The organism is Roseomonas sp. HF4 (assembly GCF_005222755.1).
Taxonomy (GTDB): domain Bacteria; phylum Pseudomonadota; class Alphaproteobacteria; order Acetobacterales; family Acetobacteraceae; genus Neoroseomonas.
Genome location: NZ_STGD01000005.1, coordinates 161,119 through 179,493 on the forward strand (window position 1 = coordinate 161,119; position 18,375 = coordinate 179,493).

The 18,375-nt window shown below is 72.8% G+C and carries 21 protein-coding genes; 8 read left to right on the forward strand and 13 right to left on the reverse strand.

The features are described 5' to 3' along the window. Positions 1-71 precede the first annotated feature (71 nt). Together E8M80_RS09980 and E8M80_RS09985 are read left to right on the forward strand one after the other, a co-directional pair. On the forward strand, positions 72-479 hold the full coding sequence (locus E8M80_RS09980; protein ID WP_170979315.1) for a cupin domain-containing protein: 408 nt from the start codon (positions 72-74) through the stop codon (positions 477-479). A gap of 76 nt (positions 480-555) precedes the next feature. Then, a complete protein-coding gene (locus E8M80_RS09985; protein WP_137125538.1) occupies positions 556-1,785 on the forward strand; it encodes an MFS transporter in 1,230 nt (409 codons plus the stop codon). Here the strand turns inward: E8M80_RS09985 and E8M80_RS09990 are convergent. The 3 genes from E8M80_RS09990 to E8M80_RS10000 are packed head-to-tail and all read right to left on the reverse strand — an operon-like array spanning position 1,779 to position 4,690. Further along, on the reverse strand, positions 1,779-2,792 hold the full coding sequence (locus E8M80_RS09990) for a cytochrome d ubiquinol oxidase subunit II (RefSeq protein ID WP_137125539.1): 1,014 nt from the start codon (positions 2,790-2,792) through the stop codon (positions 1,779-1,781). The two genes, E8M80_RS09985 and E8M80_RS09990, sit on opposite strands and share 7 nt — an antisense overlap. Further along, a complete protein-coding gene (locus tag E8M80_RS09995; protein WP_137125540.1) occupies positions 2,789-4,123 on the reverse strand; it encodes a cytochrome ubiquinol oxidase subunit I in 1,335 nt (444 codons plus the stop codon). The genes E8M80_RS09990 and E8M80_RS09995 overlap by 4 nt, the downstream gene beginning before the upstream one ends. 3 nt (positions 4,124-4,126) lie before the next feature. Beyond that, positions 4,127-4,690: a GbsR/MarR family transcriptional regulator gene (locus tag E8M80_RS10000; RefSeq protein ID WP_137125541.1), complete on the reverse strand. Its 564-nt coding sequence runs from the start codon at positions 4,688-4,690 to the stop codon at positions 4,127-4,129. 194 nt (positions 4,691-4,884) lie between these two features. On the opposite strand from E8M80_RS10000, the gene E8M80_RS10005 reads away from it, so the two are divergent. Both E8M80_RS10005 and E8M80_RS10010 read left to right on the forward strand, forming a co-directional pair. Further along, positions 4,885-5,865, forward strand: coding sequence for a tripartite tricarboxylate transporter substrate binding protein (locus E8M80_RS10005; RefSeq protein WP_137125542.1), 981 nt, complete (start codon positions 4,885-4,887; stop codon positions 5,863-5,865). 97 nt (positions 5,866-5,962) lie between these two features. Continuing rightward, positions 5,963-7,954: a VWA domain-containing protein gene (locus E8M80_RS10010; protein ID WP_170979316.1), complete on the forward strand. Its 1,992-nt coding sequence runs from the start codon at positions 5,963-5,965 to the stop codon at positions 7,952-7,954. Positions 7,955-7,993: 39 nt separating this feature from the next. Here E8M80_RS10010 and E8M80_RS10015 read toward each other — a convergent pair whose 3' ends face one another. After that, the gene (locus tag E8M80_RS10015) at positions 7,994-8,476 is read right to left on the reverse strand and encodes a peroxiredoxin (RefSeq protein WP_137125544.1); all 483 of its coding nucleotides are present in this window, start codon (positions 8,474-8,476) and stop codon (positions 7,994-7,996) included. 103 nt (positions 8,477-8,579) lie between these two features. On the opposite strand from E8M80_RS10015, the gene E8M80_RS10020 reads away from it, so the two are divergent. Together E8M80_RS10020 and E8M80_RS10025 are read left to right on the forward strand one after the other, a co-directional pair. Further along, the gene (locus E8M80_RS10020) at positions 8,580-9,164 is read left to right on the forward strand and encodes a YqgE/AlgH family protein (protein ID WP_240789971.1); all 585 of its coding nucleotides are present in this window, start codon (positions 8,580-8,582) and stop codon (positions 9,162-9,164) included. 11 nt (positions 9,165-9,175) lie between these two features. Next, on the forward strand, positions 9,176-9,517 hold the full coding sequence (locus E8M80_RS10025; protein WP_137125546.1) for a DHCW motif cupin fold protein: 342 nt from the start codon (positions 9,176-9,178) through the stop codon (positions 9,515-9,517). Between the two features lie 146 nt (positions 9,518-9,663). Here E8M80_RS10025 and E8M80_RS10030 read toward each other — a convergent pair whose 3' ends face one another. The 3 genes from E8M80_RS10030 to E8M80_RS10040 are packed head-to-tail and all read right to left on the reverse strand — an operon-like array spanning position 9,664 to position 11,923. Beyond that, positions 9,664-10,011: an MmcQ/YjbR family DNA-binding protein gene (locus E8M80_RS10030; RefSeq protein WP_137125547.1), complete on the reverse strand. Its 348-nt coding sequence runs from the start codon at positions 10,009-10,011 to the stop codon at positions 9,664-9,666. Next, positions 10,008-10,871: a TIGR01459 family HAD-type hydrolase gene (locus E8M80_RS10035; protein WP_240789972.1), complete on the reverse strand. Its 864-nt coding sequence runs from the start codon at positions 10,869-10,871 to the stop codon at positions 10,008-10,010. Before E8M80_RS10035 ends, E8M80_RS10030 begins: the two co-directional genes overlap by 4 nt. Further along, complete coding sequence (locus E8M80_RS10040) at positions 10,868-11,923, reverse strand: quinone-dependent dihydroorotate dehydrogenase (protein WP_137125548.1); 1,056 nt, start codon at positions 11,921-11,923, stop codon at positions 10,868-10,870. Before E8M80_RS10040 ends, E8M80_RS10035 begins: the two co-directional genes overlap by 4 nt. Before the next feature lie 95 nt (positions 11,924-12,018). On the opposite strand from E8M80_RS10040, the gene E8M80_RS10045 reads away from it, so the two are divergent. After that, a complete protein-coding gene (locus E8M80_RS10045; protein WP_240789973.1) occupies positions 12,019-12,897 on the forward strand; it encodes a DMT family transporter in 879 nt (292 codons plus the stop codon). Here the strand turns inward: E8M80_RS10045 and E8M80_RS10050 are convergent. Genes E8M80_RS10050 through E8M80_RS10060 form a run of 3 tightly spaced genes read right to left on the reverse strand, consistent with a single transcriptional unit; the run spans position 12,870 to position 14,025 of the window. Then, positions 12,870-13,226: a DUF952 domain-containing protein gene (locus E8M80_RS10050; protein WP_137125549.1), complete on the reverse strand. Its 357-nt coding sequence runs from the start codon at positions 13,224-13,226 to the stop codon at positions 12,870-12,872. The genes E8M80_RS10045 and E8M80_RS10050 overlap by 28 nt on opposite strands. Before the next feature lie 32 nt (positions 13,227-13,258). Continuing rightward, positions 13,259-13,693: a cell wall hydrolase gene (locus E8M80_RS10055; RefSeq protein WP_137125550.1), complete on the reverse strand. Its 435-nt coding sequence runs from the start codon at positions 13,691-13,693 to the stop codon at positions 13,259-13,261. Then, positions 13,690-14,025 (reverse strand): hypothetical protein, encoded by a 336-nt coding sequence (locus tag E8M80_RS10060; protein WP_137125551.1) that lies wholly within the window; start codon positions 14,023-14,025, stop codon positions 13,690-13,692. Before E8M80_RS10060 ends, E8M80_RS10055 begins: the two co-directional genes overlap by 4 nt. Before the next feature lie 91 nt (positions 14,026-14,116). Between E8M80_RS10060 and E8M80_RS10065 the strand changes: the two genes are divergently transcribed. After that, on the forward strand, positions 14,117-14,338 hold the full coding sequence (locus E8M80_RS10065) for a hypothetical protein (RefSeq protein ID WP_137125693.1): 222 nt from the start codon (positions 14,117-14,119) through the stop codon (positions 14,336-14,338). A gap of 5 nt (positions 14,339-14,343) precedes the next feature. Here E8M80_RS10065 and terL read toward each other — a convergent pair whose 3' ends face one another. The 3 genes from terL to E8M80_RS10080 are packed head-to-tail and all read right to left on the reverse strand — an operon-like array spanning position 14,344 to position 18,351. Beyond that, positions 14,344-15,786: a phage terminase large subunit gene (terL, locus tag E8M80_RS10070; protein WP_137125552.1), complete on the reverse strand. Its 1,443-nt coding sequence runs from the start codon at positions 15,784-15,786 to the stop codon at positions 14,344-14,346. After that, positions 15,764-16,075, reverse strand: a complete 312-nt coding sequence (locus tag E8M80_RS10075) for a hypothetical protein (RefSeq protein ID WP_240789974.1) — start codon at positions 16,073-16,075, stop codon at positions 15,764-15,766. Before E8M80_RS10075 ends, terL begins: the two co-directional genes overlap by 23 nt. Further along, the gene (locus E8M80_RS10080) at positions 16,072-18,351 is read right to left on the reverse strand and encodes a glycosyl hydrolase family 28-related protein (protein ID WP_137125553.1); all 2,280 of its coding nucleotides are present in this window, start codon (positions 18,349-18,351) and stop codon (positions 16,072-16,074) included. Before E8M80_RS10080 ends, E8M80_RS10075 begins: the two co-directional genes overlap by 4 nt. Positions 18,352-18,375: the final 24 nt, after the last annotated feature.

The window sequence follows — 18,375 nt, forward strand, 5'->3', positions numbered from 1 at the left end:
GGCCGAATTGCATGGCAGTGCGCCGCGCGGGGTGCATAGGCTTGGCGCCTTCTCGATCGGAAGGCAGACCAATGCGCATCGTCCACATCCTCGGCGTCGCGGTGGCGGCGCTCATGGTCAACGCGCCCGTGCTGGCACAGGGGCCGCCGGCGCGTCCGAACCTCCTGCTGCAGGAGACCGTGGAAGGGATGCCCCGCGGCGAACGCCAGCAGGTCTCGATCCTGACCGCGACGATCGCGCCTGGCCAAGCCACCGTGTTCCACACGCATCGCTTCCCTGTCGCCGTCTACATCCTCGAGGGCGCCTTCACGCTCGAGATGGACGGCCGGGCACCCGTCACGGTGCGGGCCGGTGAATCGATGCTCGAGCCGCCCAACCTGCGGATGACTGGCTACAACCGCAGCGCCACCGAGCCGATGCGCGTCGTCATCTTCTACGTGGCGGAACCGGGCACGCCGTTCCTCGACCCGCTGCACTGACCGGGCGGCCGGGCTGCCCCGGCCTTCCCATGCGCGCGATCCGGCGTAACCTCGGCGCGATGCGGCGGGGACGCGCGTGACGGACGGACAGGGCCAGGGTGCGGAGAGCATCGAGACGCGCACCTCCTGGGTGGTCGCCGTCACCGCCGTGACGATGCTTGCGCTGGCCGCCGGCGCGCCGCTGACCGTCGTCATCGGCCTCGCGCCGATCGCCGAGAGCCTGGGCGGCGGGCGGTCGCTGCCCTCCCTCGCGACGTCGCTGGCCTACCTCGGCTCGGGCATCGGGGGCGTGATCTGCGGGCTGCTGGCGGCGCGCGTCGGGCAGCGCGCGGTCGCCATCCTCGGCGGCGCGGCGATCTTCTCTGGGCTCGCGCTCGCCTCGCTCGGGCAGGCCTGGTCGCTGCTCGCGGGGATCGGGCTCGGCGTCGGGCTGTTCGGCAACGGGGCGCTGTTTGCGCCGATGGTCGCCTATGTCTCGCTCTGGTTCGACAGGCGGCGCGGCACGGCGCTCGCCCTCGTCTCCTCCGGGCAGTACATCGCGGGCTTCCTCTGGCCCTTCCTGTTCGAGCGCGCGATCCGCGGCTTCGGCTGGCAGGCGACGATGCTGGCCTATGGCGCCGTCGCCGCGGCCATCATCGTGACGCTGGCCGCGCTGGTGCTGCGCCCGGCGCCCGCGCCGCTGCGCGGCCCGGCGGCGATCCGCACCGGGGCCGGCGGGCGTGTGCTCGGCATGCGGCCCAACGTCGCGCTCGGCGCCATCGCGGCCTGCAACTTCCTCTGCTGCATCCCGATGGCGATGCCGGCGGCGCATCTCGTGGCCTTCTGCGCCGACCTCGGCATCGCGGCGTCGCGCGGGGCGATGATGCTCTCGGTCCTGCTGCTCTCGGCCTTCGTCGCGCGGCAGTTCTGGGGCTGGCTGTCGGACCGGATCGGCGGGCTCAGCACCGCGCTGGCGGGCTCGGCGGCGCAGGTCGTGGGCATGGCGGGCTTCCTGGTGACGCAGGACGAGGCCGGGCTGTTCTTCGCGGCCGCCGCCTACGGGCTCGGCTTCAGCGGCATCATCCCGGCCTATGTCATGGCGATCCGCACGCATTTCCCGGCCGCGGAGGCAGCGTGGCGCGTGCCGGCGCTGTTCCTCGTCGGCCTGTCGGGCATGGCCTCGGGCGCCTGGCTGGCCGGCGCGATCTACGACGCGGTCGGCTTCTATGCCGCCGCGTGGTGGGTGGGGATTGCGGTCAACATCGTGCAGCTCGGCCTGCTCGGCGCCCTTGTCGGGCGCGAGCGGGCCGAGGCCGCGGTTCAGTAGTAGGTCAGGTCGCGCGCCTTGCCGCCGAAGATGCGCCAGGCCAGCACGGTGTAGGCAAGGATGACGGGCAGCACGAAGATCGCACCGGCCAGGATGAGCGAGAGGCTCTCCGGCGCGCTGGCCGACTGCCAGATGGTCAGGCGCTCGGGCACCACATAGGGGAAGAACGACCAGGCCAGCCCCGCGAAGAACAGCGCGAACAGCGCGACGGCGCCCCAGAAGGGCACCCGGCGGAGCGCGTCGTTCGGCAGCGGCATGTGGCGCAGCAGGCTGGCGATGCCGAGCAGCAGCGCCGCGGTCACGATCGGCAACGGCGCCAGCAGGAACACCTCGGGGAAGGCGAACCAGCGCTCGAAGATGCGCGGGCTGACGAGCGGCGTGACGGCCGAGACCAACAGGATGCCGATCCCCATCGGCCAGATCGCCGCCCGCGCCCAGCCAATGGCCGCACGTTGCAATTCCCCCTCTGTCCGCCAGATCAGCCAGGCGGCGCCGATGAAGGCATAGGCGATGGCGAGCCCGACCGCGGCCATGGCGGCGAAGCCCGTCGCCGCCCAGCCTTCCGCGAAGCCCAGCACGTAGCGCCCGAGCATCCAGCCCTGCGACAGCGCCGAGACCAGGGAGCCCGCGACGAAGGCATGATCCCAGCGGCGCTTCTGCCTGAGGTCCTGCGCCTTGGCGCGGAACTCGAAGGCGACGCCGCGCAGCGTCAGGCCGACCAGCATGACCGCGACGGCCAGGTAGAGCTCGGTCAGGATCAGGCCATGCGCCGCCGGGAAGGCTACGAGCAGCAGGCCCACGCCGAGCACGAGCCAGGTCTCGTTCGCATCCCAGAAGGGGCCGATCGCCGCGATCATGCGGTCGCGGTCGGCTTCCGCCTGCATTCGCGGCAGCAGGATGCCGACGCCGAGGTCGAACCCGTCCAGCACCACATACAGGAGGATGGACAGCGCCATCAGCCCCGCGAAGACCACGGGCAGCCATTCGGGCGGCAGGAAGGGAGTCATGCCGGCACGCCCTTCAGCCCGGGCGCCGCATCCGGCGCCATCCGTCCCTTCGCCGCCAGGCGATAGAGCGTCCCGACATAGGCCACGAGCAGCAGCGCATAGAGCACGAGGTACATCGCGAGTGTCGCGCCGATGCTGGCGGCAGGCACCGGCCCGGCCGCCTGCGCCGTGGTCAGCACGCCGGTGACGAGCCATGGCTGGCGGCCGATCTCGGTGACGTACCAGCCGGCAAGCGTCGCGACCCAGCCGGAGAAGGTCATGGCGACCAGCCCCCACATCACGAACCGCGGCAGGCTCCCGCGCCGCCAGAGCAGGACGGCGCCGCCGAGGCCGAAGGCGATCATCAGCATCCCGGTGCCGACCATGACGCGGAAGGCATAGAAGACCGGCGCCACCGGCGGGTGCTCGCCGCGGAAGTCGTTGAGCCCGGGCACCTCGCCCGCTGCGCTGTGGCGCAGGATCAGGCTGGCGCCGGAGGGGATGCCGATCTCGAAGCGGTTCCCGCGCGCCGCCTCGTCCGGGATGGCGAACAGCAGCAGGGGCACGTGCCCGCGCGTCTCCCAGTTGCCCTCCATGGCCGCGACCTTGGCCGGCTGGTGCTCGAGCGTGTTGAGCCCGTGCATGTCGCCGAGCAGCAGCTGCGTCGGCGCACCCACCGCCGCCATCACGACACCCGTGCGCAGCACCGCCATGACCGATGGCGCGCGGTCCCCGCGCAGCCAGCGCCAGGCGGACATGCCCGCCAGCAGGAAGGCGACCGTCAGCGCGGAGGCCATCAGCATGTGCGCCAGCCGATAGGGCATGGACGGGTTGAAGACGATCGCGAACCAGTCGGTTGCATGCGCCACGCCGTCGCGCATCTCGAAGCCCTGGGGCGTGTGCATCCAGGAATTCAGCACCAGGATCCAGAAGGCGCTCATGGTGGTGCCGAAGGCGACCAGGAAGGTCGCGCCGGTATGCACCCAGCCCGGCACCCGCTTCCAGCCGAACAGCATGATGCCGAGGAAGGTCGCTTCCAGGAAGAACGCGGTCAGCACCTCATAGGCCAGCAACGGGCCCGCGATGTTGCCCACGCGCTCCATGAAGCCCGGCCAGTTCGTCCCGAACTGGAAGGACATGGTGATGCCCGACACGACACCGAGCGCGAAGGACAGCGCGAAGACCTTCACCCAGAAGCGGTAGGCCTCCATCCACTTCTCGTCGCCCGTCGCGTTGAAGCGGAGCTTGAAGAACAGCAGCACCCAGCCGAGCGCGATGGTGATGGTCGGGAACAGGATGTGGAAGGAGATGTTCGCCGCGAACTGGATGCGGGCAAGAATGAGCGCGTCCATGGGTCAGGCTTCCTTCTTGCGGCGGACCAGGCCCACGACCTTGTCCTTCGCATCGAGCAACTTGGTGACGCGCGCGCCGAGCGCCAGCAGCGCGGTCAGGCGGTCCGTCTCGAGCCGCTTCACGTCCTCGTACCAGGTGGTCAGGCGCTCGATCAGGCCGTGCATCTCGGCCATGCGGGCCTGGGCGTGCTGCTCGACCTCGCTGCCGGGCTTCTGCATGAGCAGTTCGCGCAGCACCGAGAGCGTCGGGTCGACCTCGCGCTTCTTCCGCTCCTCGGCCAGCACGCGCAGGATCTGCCAGACATCCTCGGGCGTCGTGAAATGGTCGCGCCGGTCGTCCGGGATGTGGCGCAGCAGCACGAGGTTCCACGCCTGCAATTCGCGCAGCCCCATCGAGACGTTGGAGCGCGACACGCCGAGCGCATCGACGATGTCGTCCGCGCAGAGCGGCCGCGGCGAGACATAGAGCAGCGCGTAGATCTGCCCCACGGTGCGGTTGATGCCCCAGCGCGACCCCATTTCGCCGAAATGGAGCACGAAGGACTGGACGAGCGGCGGGAGGTTCATGGATAGACCGTCGTTTCAGAATTTTCTGAAATCTATGGCGCGACTTGATCTGGATCAAGCCCTCCGGCCGGCGATCCACGTGGCACGGACCACGCCCGTCCGGCATGGAACGTGCTTCCGAATATCGTGGCGCCGCGCCATGCTGCGCCCGCCGCCGGCCGCCGCCGCGCGGCATCCGCCTCCGGGAGACCCGCATGATCCGCCGCCGCGCCCTGCCCACCCTCGCCGCCGGCCTCGGCGCCGCCGGCCTCGCCCGCCCTGCCGTCGCGCAGGCGGCCTGGCCGAGCCGCGCCATCCGCCTCGTCGTCCCCTACCCGCCGGGCGGCGCGTCCGACATCGCCGGGCGGCTGCAGGCGGAAATCCTGGGCGCCGCGCTCGGTGTGCCCTGCGTGGTCGACAACCGCTCGGGCGCGGGCGGGACGGTCGGCACGCTGCATGTCGCGCAGGCGGCGCCGGATGGCTACACGGTCATGATGGCCTCGCCGTCGTCGCATCTCGGCGCGCCGCTGCTGTTCCGCAACGCCGGCTATGACGGCGTCGACGACTTCACCGCCGTCGCGACCTTCGCGACCGGCACCGCGGTGGTCTGCGTCCACCCCTCGGTCCCCGCGCGCAACATCCAGGAACTGGTGGCGCACCTGAAGGCCAATCCGGGCAAGCTCAACTTCGGCTCGGCCGGCGCGGGCGGGGCCAACCACATGCTGGGCGTGCTGTTCATGATGCGCACGGGCACCGACATGGCGCATGTGCCCTATCGCGGCGCGGCGCCGGCGCTGGCCGACCTCATCGCGGGCAACATCCAGGTGGTGTTCGACAGCTATTCCGGCGTGATCGGCTCGATCCGCGCGGGGCAGATCCGTGCACTCGGCGTGACCAACGCGACGCGGTGGCCGCTCGCGCCCGACATGCCGACGGTGCAGGAACAGGGGGTCCCGAACTACGACCTGCCCTCCTTCTCGGCCGTCATGGGGCCGAAGGGCATGCCGGAGCCGATCGTGGCGCGCATGAACGCGGCCATCAATGCGGGGCTGCGCGACGCCACGATGCTCCGGCGGCTGGAGGCCAACGGCAACGTGCCCTTCGCCTCCACGCCCGCGGAATTCGCCGCGATGATGCAGAGCCAGCGCCAGACCTGGCGCGAACTCGTCCGCAGTTCGGGGGTCGAGCCGCAGTGATGTGATCCGGCGCGGTTCCGGCGCCGGACCGATCGCTGTTAGTCTCCGCAGGGCCGCCCGGATGGGCGGCCCTTCGTCATCGGAGACACCCCGGCCCATGCGCTGCCTGCTGCTGCCCGCGATACTGCTCGCCGCCCTCGGCGCCCCGCCCGCCCGGGCGCAGACGCCGCCCGAGACCATCGTCATCCTCGACATGTCGGGATCGATGTGGGGGCGGATCGGGGACGAGACGAAGCTCGACATCGCGCGCGGCGCCGTGCGCGGCATGTTCTCCCGCTTCCCGGCCGGCAGCCGCGTCGGCCTGATGGCCTATGGCCACCGCCGCGCGGGCGATTGCCGCGACATCGAGTTGCTGCGCCCGCCCGGCCCGGTCGACGAGGCCGCAATCGGCGAGACGCTCGGGCGCATGACCGCGCGCGGCCGCACGCCGCTGACCGAAAGCGTGCGGGAGGCGGCGCGCGCGCTCCGTGTGCAGGAACGCGGCGGCACCATCATCCTGGTGACCGACGGCATCGAGACCTGCGGCGGCGACCCCTGCGCGCTCGCCGCGGAGCTGGAAGCCGCCAATGCCGGCTTCACCGCCCATGTCGTGGGCTTCGACCTGCGCAGCCCGCAGGAACGCGCGCGCGTCGCCTGCATCGCGGAACGCACGGGCGGGATGTTCGTCGCCGCCGGCAATGCGGCGGAACTGGCCGATGCGCTGAGCCGCACGGCGCAGGCGCGCCCCGCCCCGCCGCCGGCCACGCCGCCCCGCACCACTGGCCTGCGCGCGACGCAGGGCCCGGGCGGCCCCACGCTCGCGAACGCCGCCTTCACCGTGCTGCGCGAAGGGGGGGAGACGCCGGTCCATGACGGCCCCGCCATGGCGCTGGCGCTGGCGCCGGGGCGCTATGTCGTCACCGCCTCGACCGAGGAACGGATCGGCAGCGTGACGGCGGAGGTCACGGCGCGCGGCCCGGCCGAGATCGTCGTGCCGCTGGCCGATGCCCTGCCGCGCGCGACGCTGCGCGCCGCCGCCGCGACCATCGGCGCGACCGAGGTGCTTGAGGTCGCCTGGGAGGGTCCGAACGAGCTCGGCGATTACCTTGTTTTCGTCCCCACCGCCCCGAATGCCGAGGCGCAGGAGACGCACCACTACGCCTGGACCGCGGATGGCTCGCCCGCGCGGGTCCGCGCGCCGGCCACCGCAGGGGCGTATGAGGTGCGGTACGTCCTCGCCCGCGCCGGGCGACCGATCGGGCGCGCCGCTGTGACGGTCACGCCCGCGACCGCGACCCTTGCCGCGGCCGCCGAGGTTCCCGGCGGCAGCCAGGTCGAGATCCGCTGGACCGGGCCGCGCGCGCCGGGTTCCTGGATCGGCATCGCCGAGCCGGGCAGCGAGGCCGGCGCCCATGTCGGCAACGCCTTTGCCTGGGTGGAAGGGGCGGAAAGCCCGCTGGTGGTGACCGCGCCGGGTGCGCCCGGCACCTACGAGATCCGCTTCGTCGAAGGCGCCGACGGCACCGTGCTGGCCCGCATCCCGCTCCGCGTGGTCGAGGCGCGCGCGACGATCGAGGCGCCAGCGACCGCCATGGCGGGCAGCCCCATCACGGTGCGCTACACGCCGGCGCAGGCGGCCTCGGGCAGCTTCATTTCGGTGGTGCCGCCCTCGGCCGAGGCCGGGGCCTATATCGGCAACGCCTATGTCAGCATCGATGGCGGGGAGAGCCAGTTGCGGCTGCCCGGCATGGCGGGGCCGCACGAATTGCGCTTCGTGCTGACCGCGCCGGGGGGCGAGCAGGTGATCGCGCGCCGGCCGATCACGCTGACGCCCGCCGCCGCGACCCTCGAGGCCCCGGGCGAGGCCGCCGCGGGGCAGCGCTTCAGCGTGCGCTACACCGGGCCGCGCGGCAGCGGCGACTACGTCACGATCGTGCCGCCAGATGCAGCACCCGATCATTACGAAGGGTATTTCAGCGTGGACGCGGACGGAACGGAAGGCGAGCTCGCCGCCCCCGACAAGCCCGGCGCGTACGAACTGCGCTACGTCACGACGGCGCCGGGCGCCGAGAACCCGGTGGTGGCGCGCCGTCCCATCACCATCCGCTGAAAGGCCGGGCCCGCCGGCAACCGGCGGGCCCGCGCCGCATCAGAGCGCGGCGAGGACCGCCTGGCCGCTCGACACGTCGAAGGCGCCAGGCGCCTCGACGGCGATATGCGTCACCTTGCCGTCCTTCGCGACCAGCGCGAAGCGCTGGCAGCGCACGCCGAGGCCGCGCGCCGTCAGGTCGAATTCGAGCCCCATCGCCTTGGTGAAGGCGGCCGAGCCATCGGCGATCATCGCCACCTGGTCGGTGATGCCCTGGTCCTTCGCCCAGGCGCCCATGACGAAGGCGTCGTTCACCGCCATGCAGGCGATGGCGTCCACGCCCTTGGCCTTCAGCGCGTCGGCGTTCTCGGTGAAGGACGGCAGGTGCTTGGCCGAGCAGGTCGGCGTGAAGGCGCCGGGCACGCCGAACAGCACGACGGTGCGGCCCTTGAAGAACGCGCCGGTGTCCACTTCCTTCGGCCCCTCGGCGGTGGCCTGCATGACCTTCACGGCCGGAATGGTCTCGCCCACGGAAATCGGCATGTCGTCCTCCTCATTGCCCGGGCGGATGTAGCGCGCGGCATGCTGGCTGTCATGGGGGAAGGGATGGGTTGCGGGACCGGGCGGGCTGCGCCACCTAATTGCCATGGCCACTTCAAGCCCCATGCCGGAGCCCGCCGGCTACCTGTCCGGTCACCTGCTGATCGCGATGCCCGGCATGCAGGACCCGCGCTTCGACCATACCGTCGTCTGCCTCTGCGCCCATTCGTCCGATGGCGCGATGGGGCTGATCGTGAACCGCCCCCTGGCGGGGATGGCCTTCGACGACCTCCTCCGGCAGCTCGAACTGGAACCCGTGCCGCCGCAGCGGCGCATCCGGATGGTCGCGGGCGGGCCGGTCGAAAGCGGGCGCGGCTTCGTGCTGCACAGCGACGAATGGTCGACCGAGGGGACCCTGCCCGTCATGCCGGGCCTCGCGCTGACCGCGAGCGTCGAGATCCTGAAGGCCGTGGCGTCCGGCGGCGGGCCGCGCGACTGCGTCCTGGCCCTGGGCTACGCCGGCTGGGCACCGGGCCAGCTCGAGGACGAGATCCAGCGCAACGCCTGGCTCAGCGTGCCGGCGGACGGCGCGCTCGTGTTCCGCGACGATGCCGGCACGACCTGGGAAGCGGCGTTGGCGAAGCTGCGCGTGGACCCTGCCCTGCTCTCCGGCAGCGCCGGCCACGCCTGAAGGGTCCCGCCATGCAGATGTCCGCCATCCCGTTCGACACCACCGACTGGTCGGCGGTGCCGCCGACGCGCCATGCCGGCGATGCGGGCGAGGCGCTCTGGCGCACGCGCCATGTCGGGCCGGCGGAGAACCCGATCCGCGTGCGGATGGTGGAGTATTCGCCGGGCTACGTCTCCGACCACTGGTGCCAGAAGGGCCACGTGCTGCTGGTGCTGGAGGGCGAACTCGAGACGACGCTCGCCGATGGGCGAGTCTTCACGCTGAAGCCCGGCATGTCCTACCAGGTGGCGGACGGGGCGGAGGCGCACAGGTCGCGCACCAGCACGGGGGCGAGGCTGTTCATCGTGGATTGAAGGCCGGGGGGAGAAGGGAACTTCTCCCCCCGGACCCCCCACAACCATTTTTTGCACCTGGCGCCCTACCTTCCCGGGTCAGCACCAGGTGCCAAGGAAGGGAGGGGGATCGTGGGAGGTTCCCCTCCCCCGACCTTCCGGGTCGTTCAACCCGCCCGCTGCAGCCGCTTCGGCGCCGTCATGCTCCACGACCGGCGAACCAGCGCCTCGACCTCCGCCCAGTCCACGCGGCCCGTGAGCCGCAACCCGATCCACCCCTTGTGCCCGACATAGGGCGGGCGGAAGAACCGATCCGGCGCCGCCTCGACCAGCATTTCCTGCACGCCGCGCGGCGCCTTGCACCATAGCGCGGCGTCCGCGCCCTCCATCGGCGACCACATGCAGAAGATGCGCCCGCGGATGCGCCAGGTGGGCACGCCCCAGGTCTCCTGCTCCGTCGCCTCCGGCAGGGCGAGGCAGATGGCGCGCAGCCGGGACTGCGCGCGGGCGCTCACCAGCGCAGCGAGCGCAGCGCCGCGATCGGGCGCACGCCCTCCTCATGCGCCACGGCGGCGAGGCGCGAGGGCTCCGGGTTCTCGCCATGCGCCGCGGCGGCCAGGCCCGTCAGCGCCCAGAGCGCGTCCATGCCCGCCGCCTGGGCGCCGGCAAGGTCGGTATGCGGCGTGTCGCCGATGGCGAGCACGCGGTGCCGCTGCGGATTGCCCAGCGCCTCCAGCACCGGGTCGTAGACCGCGGGGTCGGGCTTGCCGATCTCGAGCACCGCGCCGCCCAGGTCCAGGTAGACATCGGCCAGTGCGCCGGCGCAGAGCACGCGGTCGTCGCCCACCATCACGGCGCGGTCGGGGTTCACGCAGAGCATCGGCAGACCGGCGGCATGGCAGGCTTCGAGCGCAGCGCGGTAGGGCTCGACGCTCTTTGGCCCGCGCACCGGATCGGGGCCGGTGTTCAGCAGGAAGGAAGCCGACCGCGGGTCCTCGACCACCTCCGCCGCGCCGTCCTCCACCACGGACAGGTCGCGGTCGGGCCCGATATGGACGCAAGCGCGGCCCAGCTTCGCGAACCACGGGTGGCTGCGGTGCTTGAGGTGCCACCAGGACACCTCGCCCGAGGAGACGATCGCATCGTACAGCGCGCGGTCGAGGCCCATGCCGTCGAGCATCTTCGCGATGAACCAGGCGCGCCGCGGCGCATTGGTCAGGAACACGACGCCCTTGCCGCGCGCCTTCAGCTCGGACAGCGCCTCGGCGACGCCGGGATAGAGCGCCTTCCCGTTGTGCACCACGCCCCAGAGGTCGAGCACGAAGCCGTCGTAGCGCTCCGCGACCGGGGCGATGCCGTCGATGATCTCCATCATGCGTCCTTGCCGACGGCGTCGGCGACATGGGTGAAGCCGTCGCGCTTCAGCAGCGCGGCGAGGCCGTCGGCGATGCGCCGCGGCAGCACGGGACCCGCATAGGCGAAGCCCGTGTACATCTGGACCAGGGAGGCGCCGGCGCGGATCTTGGCGTAGGCCTGCTCGGCCGTCGCGATGCCGCCCACGCCCACCAGCACGAGCCGCCCGCGCGCGATGCGGTGCACCTTGCGCAGCACCTCGGTCGATGGGCCGAACAGCGGCGCGCCGGACAGGCCGCCGGCCTCCTTCGCATGTGCCGAGGCCAGCGGCGGGCGCGCGATGGTGGTGTTGGAGACGATCAGCCCCGCGACGCCGCGCGTGAGGCACGCCTGCACGATCGGCGCCAGCGCGTCATCCGCCAGGTCGGGCGCGATCTTGACCAGCAGCGGCGGTGTCCGCGGCAGCGTGGCGCGCATGGCGCCGATGGCGTCGAGGATCGCGGCCAGCCGTTCCTCCCCCTGCAGGTCGCGCAGGCCCGGCGTATTGGGGGAGGAGACGTTGACGGTCACGTAGTCGGCGAAGGGCGCGACGGCCGCGTAGAGCGCGGGGTAGTCGCGTTCCGGATCCGCGCCGTCCTTGTTGATGCCGATATTGGCGCCGAGCACCGCGGGCATCGGCCGCGGCAGGGCCGCGAGCCGCGCGGCGTAGCCATCGAGCCCGCCATTGTTGAAGCCCATGCGGTTGATGACGGCCGCGTCCTCCGTCAGGCGGAACAGGCGCGGGCGCGGATTGCCGGGCTGCGGGCGCGGCGTGACGGTGCCCACCTCCACGAAGCCGAAGCCGAGGCGCATCAGCGGGAGCACCGCCGCCGCGTCCTTGTCGAAGCCGGCGGCCAGGCCGACCGGGTTGCGGAAGCGGAGCCCGAGGCATTCGGTCGCGAGAACCGGGTCGTCGGCGCCGGAATCACGGCCGGCGAGGCCGAGGCCGAGCGCCTTCAGCGCGATCCCGTGCGCGGTCTCGGCGTCGAGGCCGCGCATCAGCGGCATGAGGGCGGAGGCAATGGCGGGGGTCATGGCGCGCCCTTGTGCCCCGGCGCGCGGCGCCGGGAAAGCCCGGTTGACGCACCCTGCGCCGCCCGGCCAGAAGCGCCGGTCACGCGGCGAAGGGAATGGATGTGCAGGGCCCGGTCTACCTGGTCTCGGCGATGGCGCTGTTCGGGCTGCTCGACGCCAATTCCAAGCTGCTGTCCGGCACCTACCCGGCGGACCAGGTGGTCGCCGTGCGCTATGCGACGCTGCTGCTGGTGCTGTTCGCGGCGCGCGCGGCGATGCCCGGCCTCGGCGGGCCGCTCACCACGGCGCATCCTCGGCTGCACCTGGGACGCGCCGTCTTCATGGTGGGCTCGGGGATGGGGTTCTTCCTGGCGCTCCGCGACATCCCGCTGGCCGAGGGCTACCTCGTCTACTTCACCGCGCCCTTCCTGACGCTGGGGCTGGCCGCGCTGGTGCTGGGGGAGAGGACCGGGCGGGCGGTCTGGGGGTGGTCGGTGCTCGGCTTCGCCGGCGTCGCGCTGGCGATGTGGCCGGGGCTCGGCGCGGACGGGCCCTGGGGGGCCTATCTCTGGGCGCTGTTCGCGACCGCCTGCTACGCCGCGGTGCTGACCATCAACCGCCTGCTGCGGCACGAGACCGGGGCGGCGGTGCTGATCCTGTGGTCGTCGCTGCCGGGGCTGCTGCTGCTGGCGCCCTTCGCGGCTATGTCCTGGGTCGCGCCGGGCCCGCTCGACCTGGCGGCGCTCGCGGTGAACGGGCTGCTGGCCGGCGGGGCCACGCTCTGCCTCGCCATCGCGTTCCGGCACGATTCGGCGGCGCGGCTGGCGCCGCTCGAATTCAGCGCCCTGCTGTTCGCGGTCGGGCTCGACCTGCTGATCTGGAGCGTCTGGCCGACCGCCTGGACGGTTGGCGGTGCCGTCGTCGTGGTCTTCGCCCTGGCGATGAGCCAACGCGCGGCGGGCTCGGCTCAGGGGAAGCCTTCGGGGAAGACGTGACGACCCTCGGCGTCGAGCGGCAACGGCACGACGCGCATGACGGCGGAGAGCGGCAGCGCCGCGTACAGATGCGGGAACAGGCCGGGGCGGCGGCCTCCCGCGGCGGGTTCCCAGCGGAGCGCCGCGCCGAGGGACGCGGCGTCCGCCTCGACCATCAGCAGGTCCGCGACGCCGGCGCGGTGCTTCGCGGCGCTGGCGCGGAGTTGCCCGGCGGTCGAGAAATGCAGGAAGCCGTCGCGCGCGTCGTCCGCGCTGCCCGCATAGGCGCCGGCGGCCTCGGCCGCCGTCCAGTCAGGCGCGCGGACCAGGGTGTAGACGAAGGGTTCCATGGCCGCGCTGTAGCAGCAGGGGCAGCGCCGCGTCAGCCGAGATCCTCCGCCCGGTAGAAGCAGAGCCCCCCGATCTCCGCCGCCGCCGCCCGGCCGAGCGCCCAGCCCGGCAGCGCCATGGCGTCGTGGACATGCGTGGCGCCGCCGGTCGGGTCGGGCAGCGCGCCGGCCAGCGCCCGCGCCGCGATCCGGCGGCAGATGGCCAGCGCGGCGTCGCCGGGCGGGATCTCCCGCAGCAGGGCGTGGCGCGGATGGTTGCGGTTCCAGCACGGGAACTGGAAGGGGGCGCGGCAGACGCCGGCCACCCCCTGGCCCCAATGCGGCACGCCGGCGCGCGCACGATTCATGACCAGCGCGGCCAGCGCCTCGATGGCGCGGACGGGGCGGTCCGCCGCTTCCCCCCAAAGGGTCAGCGCGAGGATCTCGGCCGCGGCCTCGCGCGGCGGCAGGTGCATCGCGGCGCTCATTCCCGTTCCTCCATCCGGCGGGCGGCCTGCGCCACGGCGATGCCGGCGCGCGAGACCTCGCCCAGCTTCGCCTCGATCCGGACCAGATGGTCCGAGATGCGCCGGTCGAGGTCGCGGATCAGCGACAGCGGCACGTAGGTTCGCGCGACCTCGAGCTTGAACTGCGCGAGGTCCTCCCGCGTTCGGGTCAGCGCGTCGGAATCGCGCTGGTCGCCGCGCTCGATGCGCGCCGCGATCTCCTTGCGCAGCCCGTGGATCATCCAGAAGAGCGCGGCCACGACGGGCGCCTCCACGGCGGTGATCCACCACAGCGGTTCGATCTGGATCGGCATGATGTCGCCTGCCCTTTCTGCTGGAACCTTGAAGACGCCGGCGGCGCGGACCACCCTTGGGGCCATGACGCCCCCGGGAAGCCGCGCCGCGATGTGGAACGAGCCCTATCTCGAGACCTGCTGCCGATCGGCGCTGCACCGGCTGACGCTGGTCGGGCCGCATGGCCGCCCGCCCGGGCTGAAGGACGGGCCCTGCCTGAACCGCCTGACCGCGATGGGCCTGGCGCGGCCGCGCGCCGACGGCCGCTTCGAGATCACGGATGGCGGGCGCGCCCGCCACGGTGCCGAGATCCTGAAGCGGCGCGCCGCCTAGGGGCGTCACCCGCGCCAGTCCGGCCGCGCCGCCGGGCGCGCGCCGCGAACCAGCCGCACCGGCTCGGCCAACAACGCGCCCGCCACGGCGTCGAGCGCATCGTCGCGCAGGCCCGGCGCGCCGGGCCGCCATTCCGCCATCTCGGCCGCGAAGGGCGTGCGAAACACGCTCTCGTGCGCATGCAGGCGCCGCGCGGCCAGCGCGGGCTCGAGCGCGCCGAGGATGCGGTCCTCCTTCGCGCGCGTGCTCGCGTGCTCGATGACGGTGCAGGCGACGCCGCCGCGGGCCAGTTCCCGCTTCAGCAGCGCCGGCAGGAAGCGGCCGAGCCCGTTCGTCTCGACGCGCACCGCCGGCAGCAGCAGGTCGCGCAGCACGGACGCGACGGCCCGGCATTGCTGCGTGGCCGGGTCGTCGGCCGCCTCCGGGTCGTGCGTCAGGTAGGCCAGGCGGTGCAGGAAGTGCCGGCCCTCCTGGTCCGAGTAGATGGCGGCGAGCACCGAGGCATCCCCGGCACCCGGCCGCCCATAGGCCGGGTCCCAGAAGGCGCCGCCCGAGACCAGCCGGTGGCCGAGCAGCGTCAGCACGCCACGCCCCTGGGCTTCGCGGTAGTCCGGTTCCTCGCCGTAGCGGACGATGGCGGCGGGATCGAGCCGCACCGCGCCCGCCGAGACCGCCTGGAGCAGCATCTGCCGATGGAACTGCAGCGGGCCGACACGGTCGCGCAGCGCCGCGATGGCCTCGCGCGGGAAGCGCTCGGGCCAGGCGGAGGCGCCGGCCGCGTTCATCACCGGCACCACGAGGCGCCGGTAGCCGGCGAGGAAGGCGCCATCTTCCTTCGGGTCGCGGTACAGCGTCTGTTCATGGTGCGGCGTGCCCACGAACAGGATCGTGCCGTCAGGCGTCAGCACGAATTCCGCTTCCGCCAGGCGCTCGCGCAGCTCGGCCCGCTTGCCCGGCGTGTCGCAGTTCCCCGCGACCTCGACGTCGTCGCAGACGATCACCTCGGCGCGGTTGCCCGTCACGTTGCCGCCAATGCCCTGTGCCAGCATCGAGGGATCGCGCAGCGCCCCCTCCCGCGCCACGGTGAAGCGGTCGGTCGCCCAGGATTCCGCCGCCTCGGGAATCAGGTGGCGGCAGAGCGGGTGGCGCTCGACGATGCGCCGCACGCTCGCGACCATCTTCACCGCCAGCGGCTGGTCGGCCGCCAGCACCAGGATGCGCGTCTCAGGCCGCCGCGCCAGCAGCCAGGCGCACCAGAGGCCGACCAGCGTGGACTTGCCGCAGCCGCGGAAGGCCATCAGCAGCAGGCGGCGGTCGGCCGCCCTGTCGCGCGCCTCGAGCCAGCGCGCGATGCGCCGGTGGACGGCCGGCGTCTCGCCGCGGTTGCGTCGGTTCCAGAGCCACAGGAATTCGAGGAAGCCAGCGTCAGCATTGCTCCTCCCCGGCATCGCGATCCTCCTCGTAGGCCGCCAGCGCGGCACGGGCCTCGACCAGCATCGCCGTCGCCTCCTCGAGTTCCGGCGCCTCGCTGCCCAGCTGGCGGGCGAGCTTCACGAGCTCGGTCAGGTGCGCGAGCGCGGCGCGGCAGGCCGCGTGGTGCGCGGCGAAGGCCTTGGTATCGTCGTCGGTCGCGGGTTCCGGGCCGGCCTGGAGGAAGCGGAGGTAGCCCTCCGCCACGACATCCATCGCCGTCCGGAGATCGGGACCGCGAACCGAGGGCTCGCGGCGGCGCGTCATGCCTTGCTGACCCGCGCCCGCACCGTGCCGGCCGCGAGATCGACGGCGCCGCCGCTGCGGTTCCACGCCGTGACCGTCACGACATCCGTGGCCCCCACCTGCGCGAGGAACACGACGCCAGAGGTCGAGAGTGAGTAGGCGGCGGTGGCGAAGTCGCCCGGCCGCGCGCCGGGCAGCGGCACGTTCACCTGCGCCGAGGCACCCGCCGCGATCGAGGGCGGATCCCAGGCGGCCTCGGCCGTCAGGTCGCGCGTGCCGTGGGGCAGCGTGGGCTGGCCGTAGAGCAACGCCGGCGCGTGCAGCGGATCGCAGCCGAGGCGCATCGCCCGCACCGCGTAGTCCGTGCCGATGCGCACGACGCCGATGATGGCGTAGGCCACCTCCGGTGCGAGCCGCACCACCTGCGGGCGCGTCAGCGTCGCGTCCAGCATGTCGGCCGCACCCTGGTACCAGCGTGCCGTCGGATTCCAGGTGAGCGACTGGCCGGAGGCGCGCACCAGCGCCGTGCCCGTGTCGGTCAGAAGGTTGCGCGCGGCGCCGAAGCACATCACGGCCAGTCGCGGCGCGTCCGCATCCACGGCCAGCGCGAAGTCCCGGCACTGCCGGGCATCCACCACGAAGCCGAGGCCGCGCCCGCCGGTCAGCACCACCCCGTCATCGGCGAAGCCGAAGCTGTCGAGTGCGGGGAAGGCGAATTCCGCCAGCGTCGACGGGCTGCCGGCCACGTTCGACGACAGGCAGGCGAGCCGCTCGAAGCCCCATTCGGTGTTCGACCAGCGGATGCGCGCGGCGCGGAGGTTCGGCACGGATGCCACCTCGCGGCTGGCTTCCCGGAAGGCGGCCGCCTGGTGCGTCGACCGCACGACCGAGCCGACGCGGGTCGCGCTCGGCGCATAGTCCACGTCCACGAGGTAGGCCTGGCTGGCCCAGGCGACCTCGTAGATGTGGTCCTGCGCGGCCCCGGTGTGGCGCGCGACGAAGGGGCTGCAGCCTTCCATCCGCAACGCGCGCGCCCAGACGGAACGGCTGTTCACCTCGACCAGGAAGGGGATGCCGCTGATCGGCCGGCCTTCCGCCTGCAACTCGAAGCCAGGCCCGTCGAAGACATGCCGGTTGTGCGCGACATAGGCGCCGGGTGCGGCGGAAAGCCGCACGCCGAAGCGGTCCTTCGTCGGGTGCACCGTGCTGCCGATGGCGAAATGCCCGCCATAGTAGCGGACCGAGGTGTTCCAGGCGGCGGCCGTCTCGGTGCGGGCGTCGAGGCCGATCCTGTTGTTCACGATGCGCCCGAGGATCAGCGTCGAATCCTCGAAGCCGCGCTCGACGCCATGCGTGCGGATCCCGATCGTGAAGCCCTCGACCTGTCGGATCTCGACCAGCGAGGCGTCGAGGTTGCGCAGCACCAGGCCGATGTCGCCCTCGTTCTCCCAGTCGGAGATCGTGGCGCGCAGCACGCGCAGGCCCTCGTACCGCTTGGCCGCGTTGCGCACGGCCGCGCCGTCACCGAGCGTCAGCGCCGCCTGGCCCGCCGGCCCGGCATAGAGGATGGCGCCGCGCATCGAGAGCCCGGCCGCGCCGCCGCCCAGCACCAGCGGCTGCGTCGTGCGGAAGGTGCCCTCCCCGATCTCGAGCACGCGGCCCGAGGCGGCGGCCGCGGCCATGGCGGCGGCGAGCGCAGGCCCGTCGTCGGTCACGCCGTCGCCGGTCGCGCCGAAGTCGCGCGCCGTCAGGCGTTCGGCGAGCTTCTCCTCGACGCTGAGCGGCACGCCGCCCGGGAAGGGCACGCCGAGCAGCCCGGTGTCGCGCTCGAACACCGCGAGCCCGCCCGTCGAATCGAAGCCCAGCACGCGATTGGCGCGCGCCGCGCGTGCGGGGAGCACGAGCGCGCCGGCTTCCGCCGGGTCGAGCCTGACCGCGCCGGCGACGTCGTCCGCCACCTGCTGCAGCGCGGCCACCTGGTAGTCGAGTTCGTCGTTCAGCGTGCGCGCGCGCAGCACGCCGTTGTCCTGGAAGTCGCTCAAGCGCGCGAGGCGGAGGCGCCGGCGCAGCGTGACCAGCGCGCCGGCGGTCGGCGGCACATCGAAGACGACGCTGCCGCCCTCCGACAGGCCGGCGCCCGTGACCGTCGCGCCACCGACCGTCACCGCGCCATCGATGCGGATCTCGAGATCGGCCGCGTCGAAGATCGGGAAGGGGTAGGTGAACTCGGCCAGGACGCCGTCCGCGACGTACTGCACGCGCGGCGCGACATCGCCGATCGTGATGTGTTCGGCCATCGGGATCCTCGGATCAGCTGTGGG

Excerpts from the sequence above, each read along its gene's own strand:
- E8M80_RS09980 (WP_170979315.1), top strand. The coding sequence starts at position 72 with ATGCGCATCGTCCACATCCTCGGCGTCGCGGTGGCGGCGCTCATGGTC.
- E8M80_RS09990 (WP_137125539.1), bottom strand. The coding sequence starts at position 2,792 with ATGACTCCCTTCCTGCCGCCCGAATGGCTGCCCGTGGTCTTCGCGGGG.
- E8M80_RS09995 (WP_137125540.1), bottom strand. The coding sequence starts at position 4,123 with ATGGACGCGCTCATTCTTGCCCGCATCCAGTTCGCGGCGAACATCTCC.
- E8M80_RS10000 (WP_137125541.1), bottom strand. The coding sequence starts at position 4,690 with ATGAACCTCCCGCCGCTCGTCCAGTCCTTCGTGCTCCATTTCGGCGAA.
- E8M80_RS10005 (WP_137125542.1), top strand. The coding sequence starts at position 4,885 with ATGATCCGCCGCCGCGCCCTGCCCACCCTCGCCGCCGGCCTCGGCGCC.
- E8M80_RS10010 (WP_170979316.1), top strand. The coding sequence starts at position 5,963 with ATGCGCTGCCTGCTGCTGCCCGCGATACTGCTCGCCGCCCTCGGCGCC.
- E8M80_RS10015 (WP_137125544.1), bottom strand. The coding sequence starts at position 8,476 with ATGCCGATTTCCGTGGGCGAGACCATTCCGGCCGTGAAGGTCATGCAG.
- E8M80_RS10020 (WP_240789971.1), top strand. The coding sequence starts at position 8,580 with ATGGCCACTTCAAGCCCCATGCCGGAGCCCGCCGGCTACCTGTCCGGT.
- E8M80_RS10025 (WP_137125546.1), top strand. The coding sequence starts at position 9,176 with ATGCAGATGTCCGCCATCCCGTTCGACACCACCGACTGGTCGGCGGTG.
- E8M80_RS10035 (WP_240789972.1), bottom strand. The coding sequence starts at position 10,871 with ATGATGGAGATCATCGACGGCATCGCCCCGGTCGCGGAGCGCTACGAC.
- E8M80_RS10040 (WP_137125548.1), bottom strand. The coding sequence starts at position 11,923 with ATGACCCCCGCCATTGCCTCCGCCCTCATGCCGCTGATGCGCGGCCTC.
- E8M80_RS10045 (WP_240789973.1), top strand. The coding sequence starts at position 12,019 with ATGGATGTGCAGGGCCCGGTCTACCTGGTCTCGGCGATGGCGCTGTTC.
- E8M80_RS10050 (WP_137125549.1), bottom strand. The coding sequence starts at position 13,226 with ATGGAACCCTTCGTCTACACCCTGGTCCGCGCGCCTGACTGGACGGCG.
- E8M80_RS10055 (WP_137125550.1), bottom strand. The coding sequence starts at position 13,693 with ATGAGCGCCGCGATGCACCTGCCGCCGCGCGAGGCCGCGGCCGAGATC.
- E8M80_RS10060 (WP_137125551.1), bottom strand. The coding sequence starts at position 14,025 with ATGCCGATCCAGATCGAACCGCTGTGGTGGATCACCGCCGTGGAGGCG.
- E8M80_RS10065 (WP_137125693.1), top strand. The coding sequence starts at position 14,117 with ATGTGGAACGAGCCCTATCTCGAGACCTGCTGCCGATCGGCGCTGCAC.
- terL (WP_137125552.1), bottom strand. The coding sequence starts at position 15,786 with ATGCCGGGGAGGAGCAATGCTGACGCTGGCTTCCTCGAATTCCTGTGG.
- E8M80_RS10075 (WP_240789974.1), bottom strand. The coding sequence starts at position 16,075 with ATGACGCGCCGCCGCGAGCCCTCGGTTCGCGGTCCCGATCTCCGGACG.
- E8M80_RS10080 (WP_137125553.1), bottom strand. The coding sequence starts at position 18,351 with ATGGCCGAACACATCACGATCGGCGATGTCGCGCCGCGCGTGCAGTAC.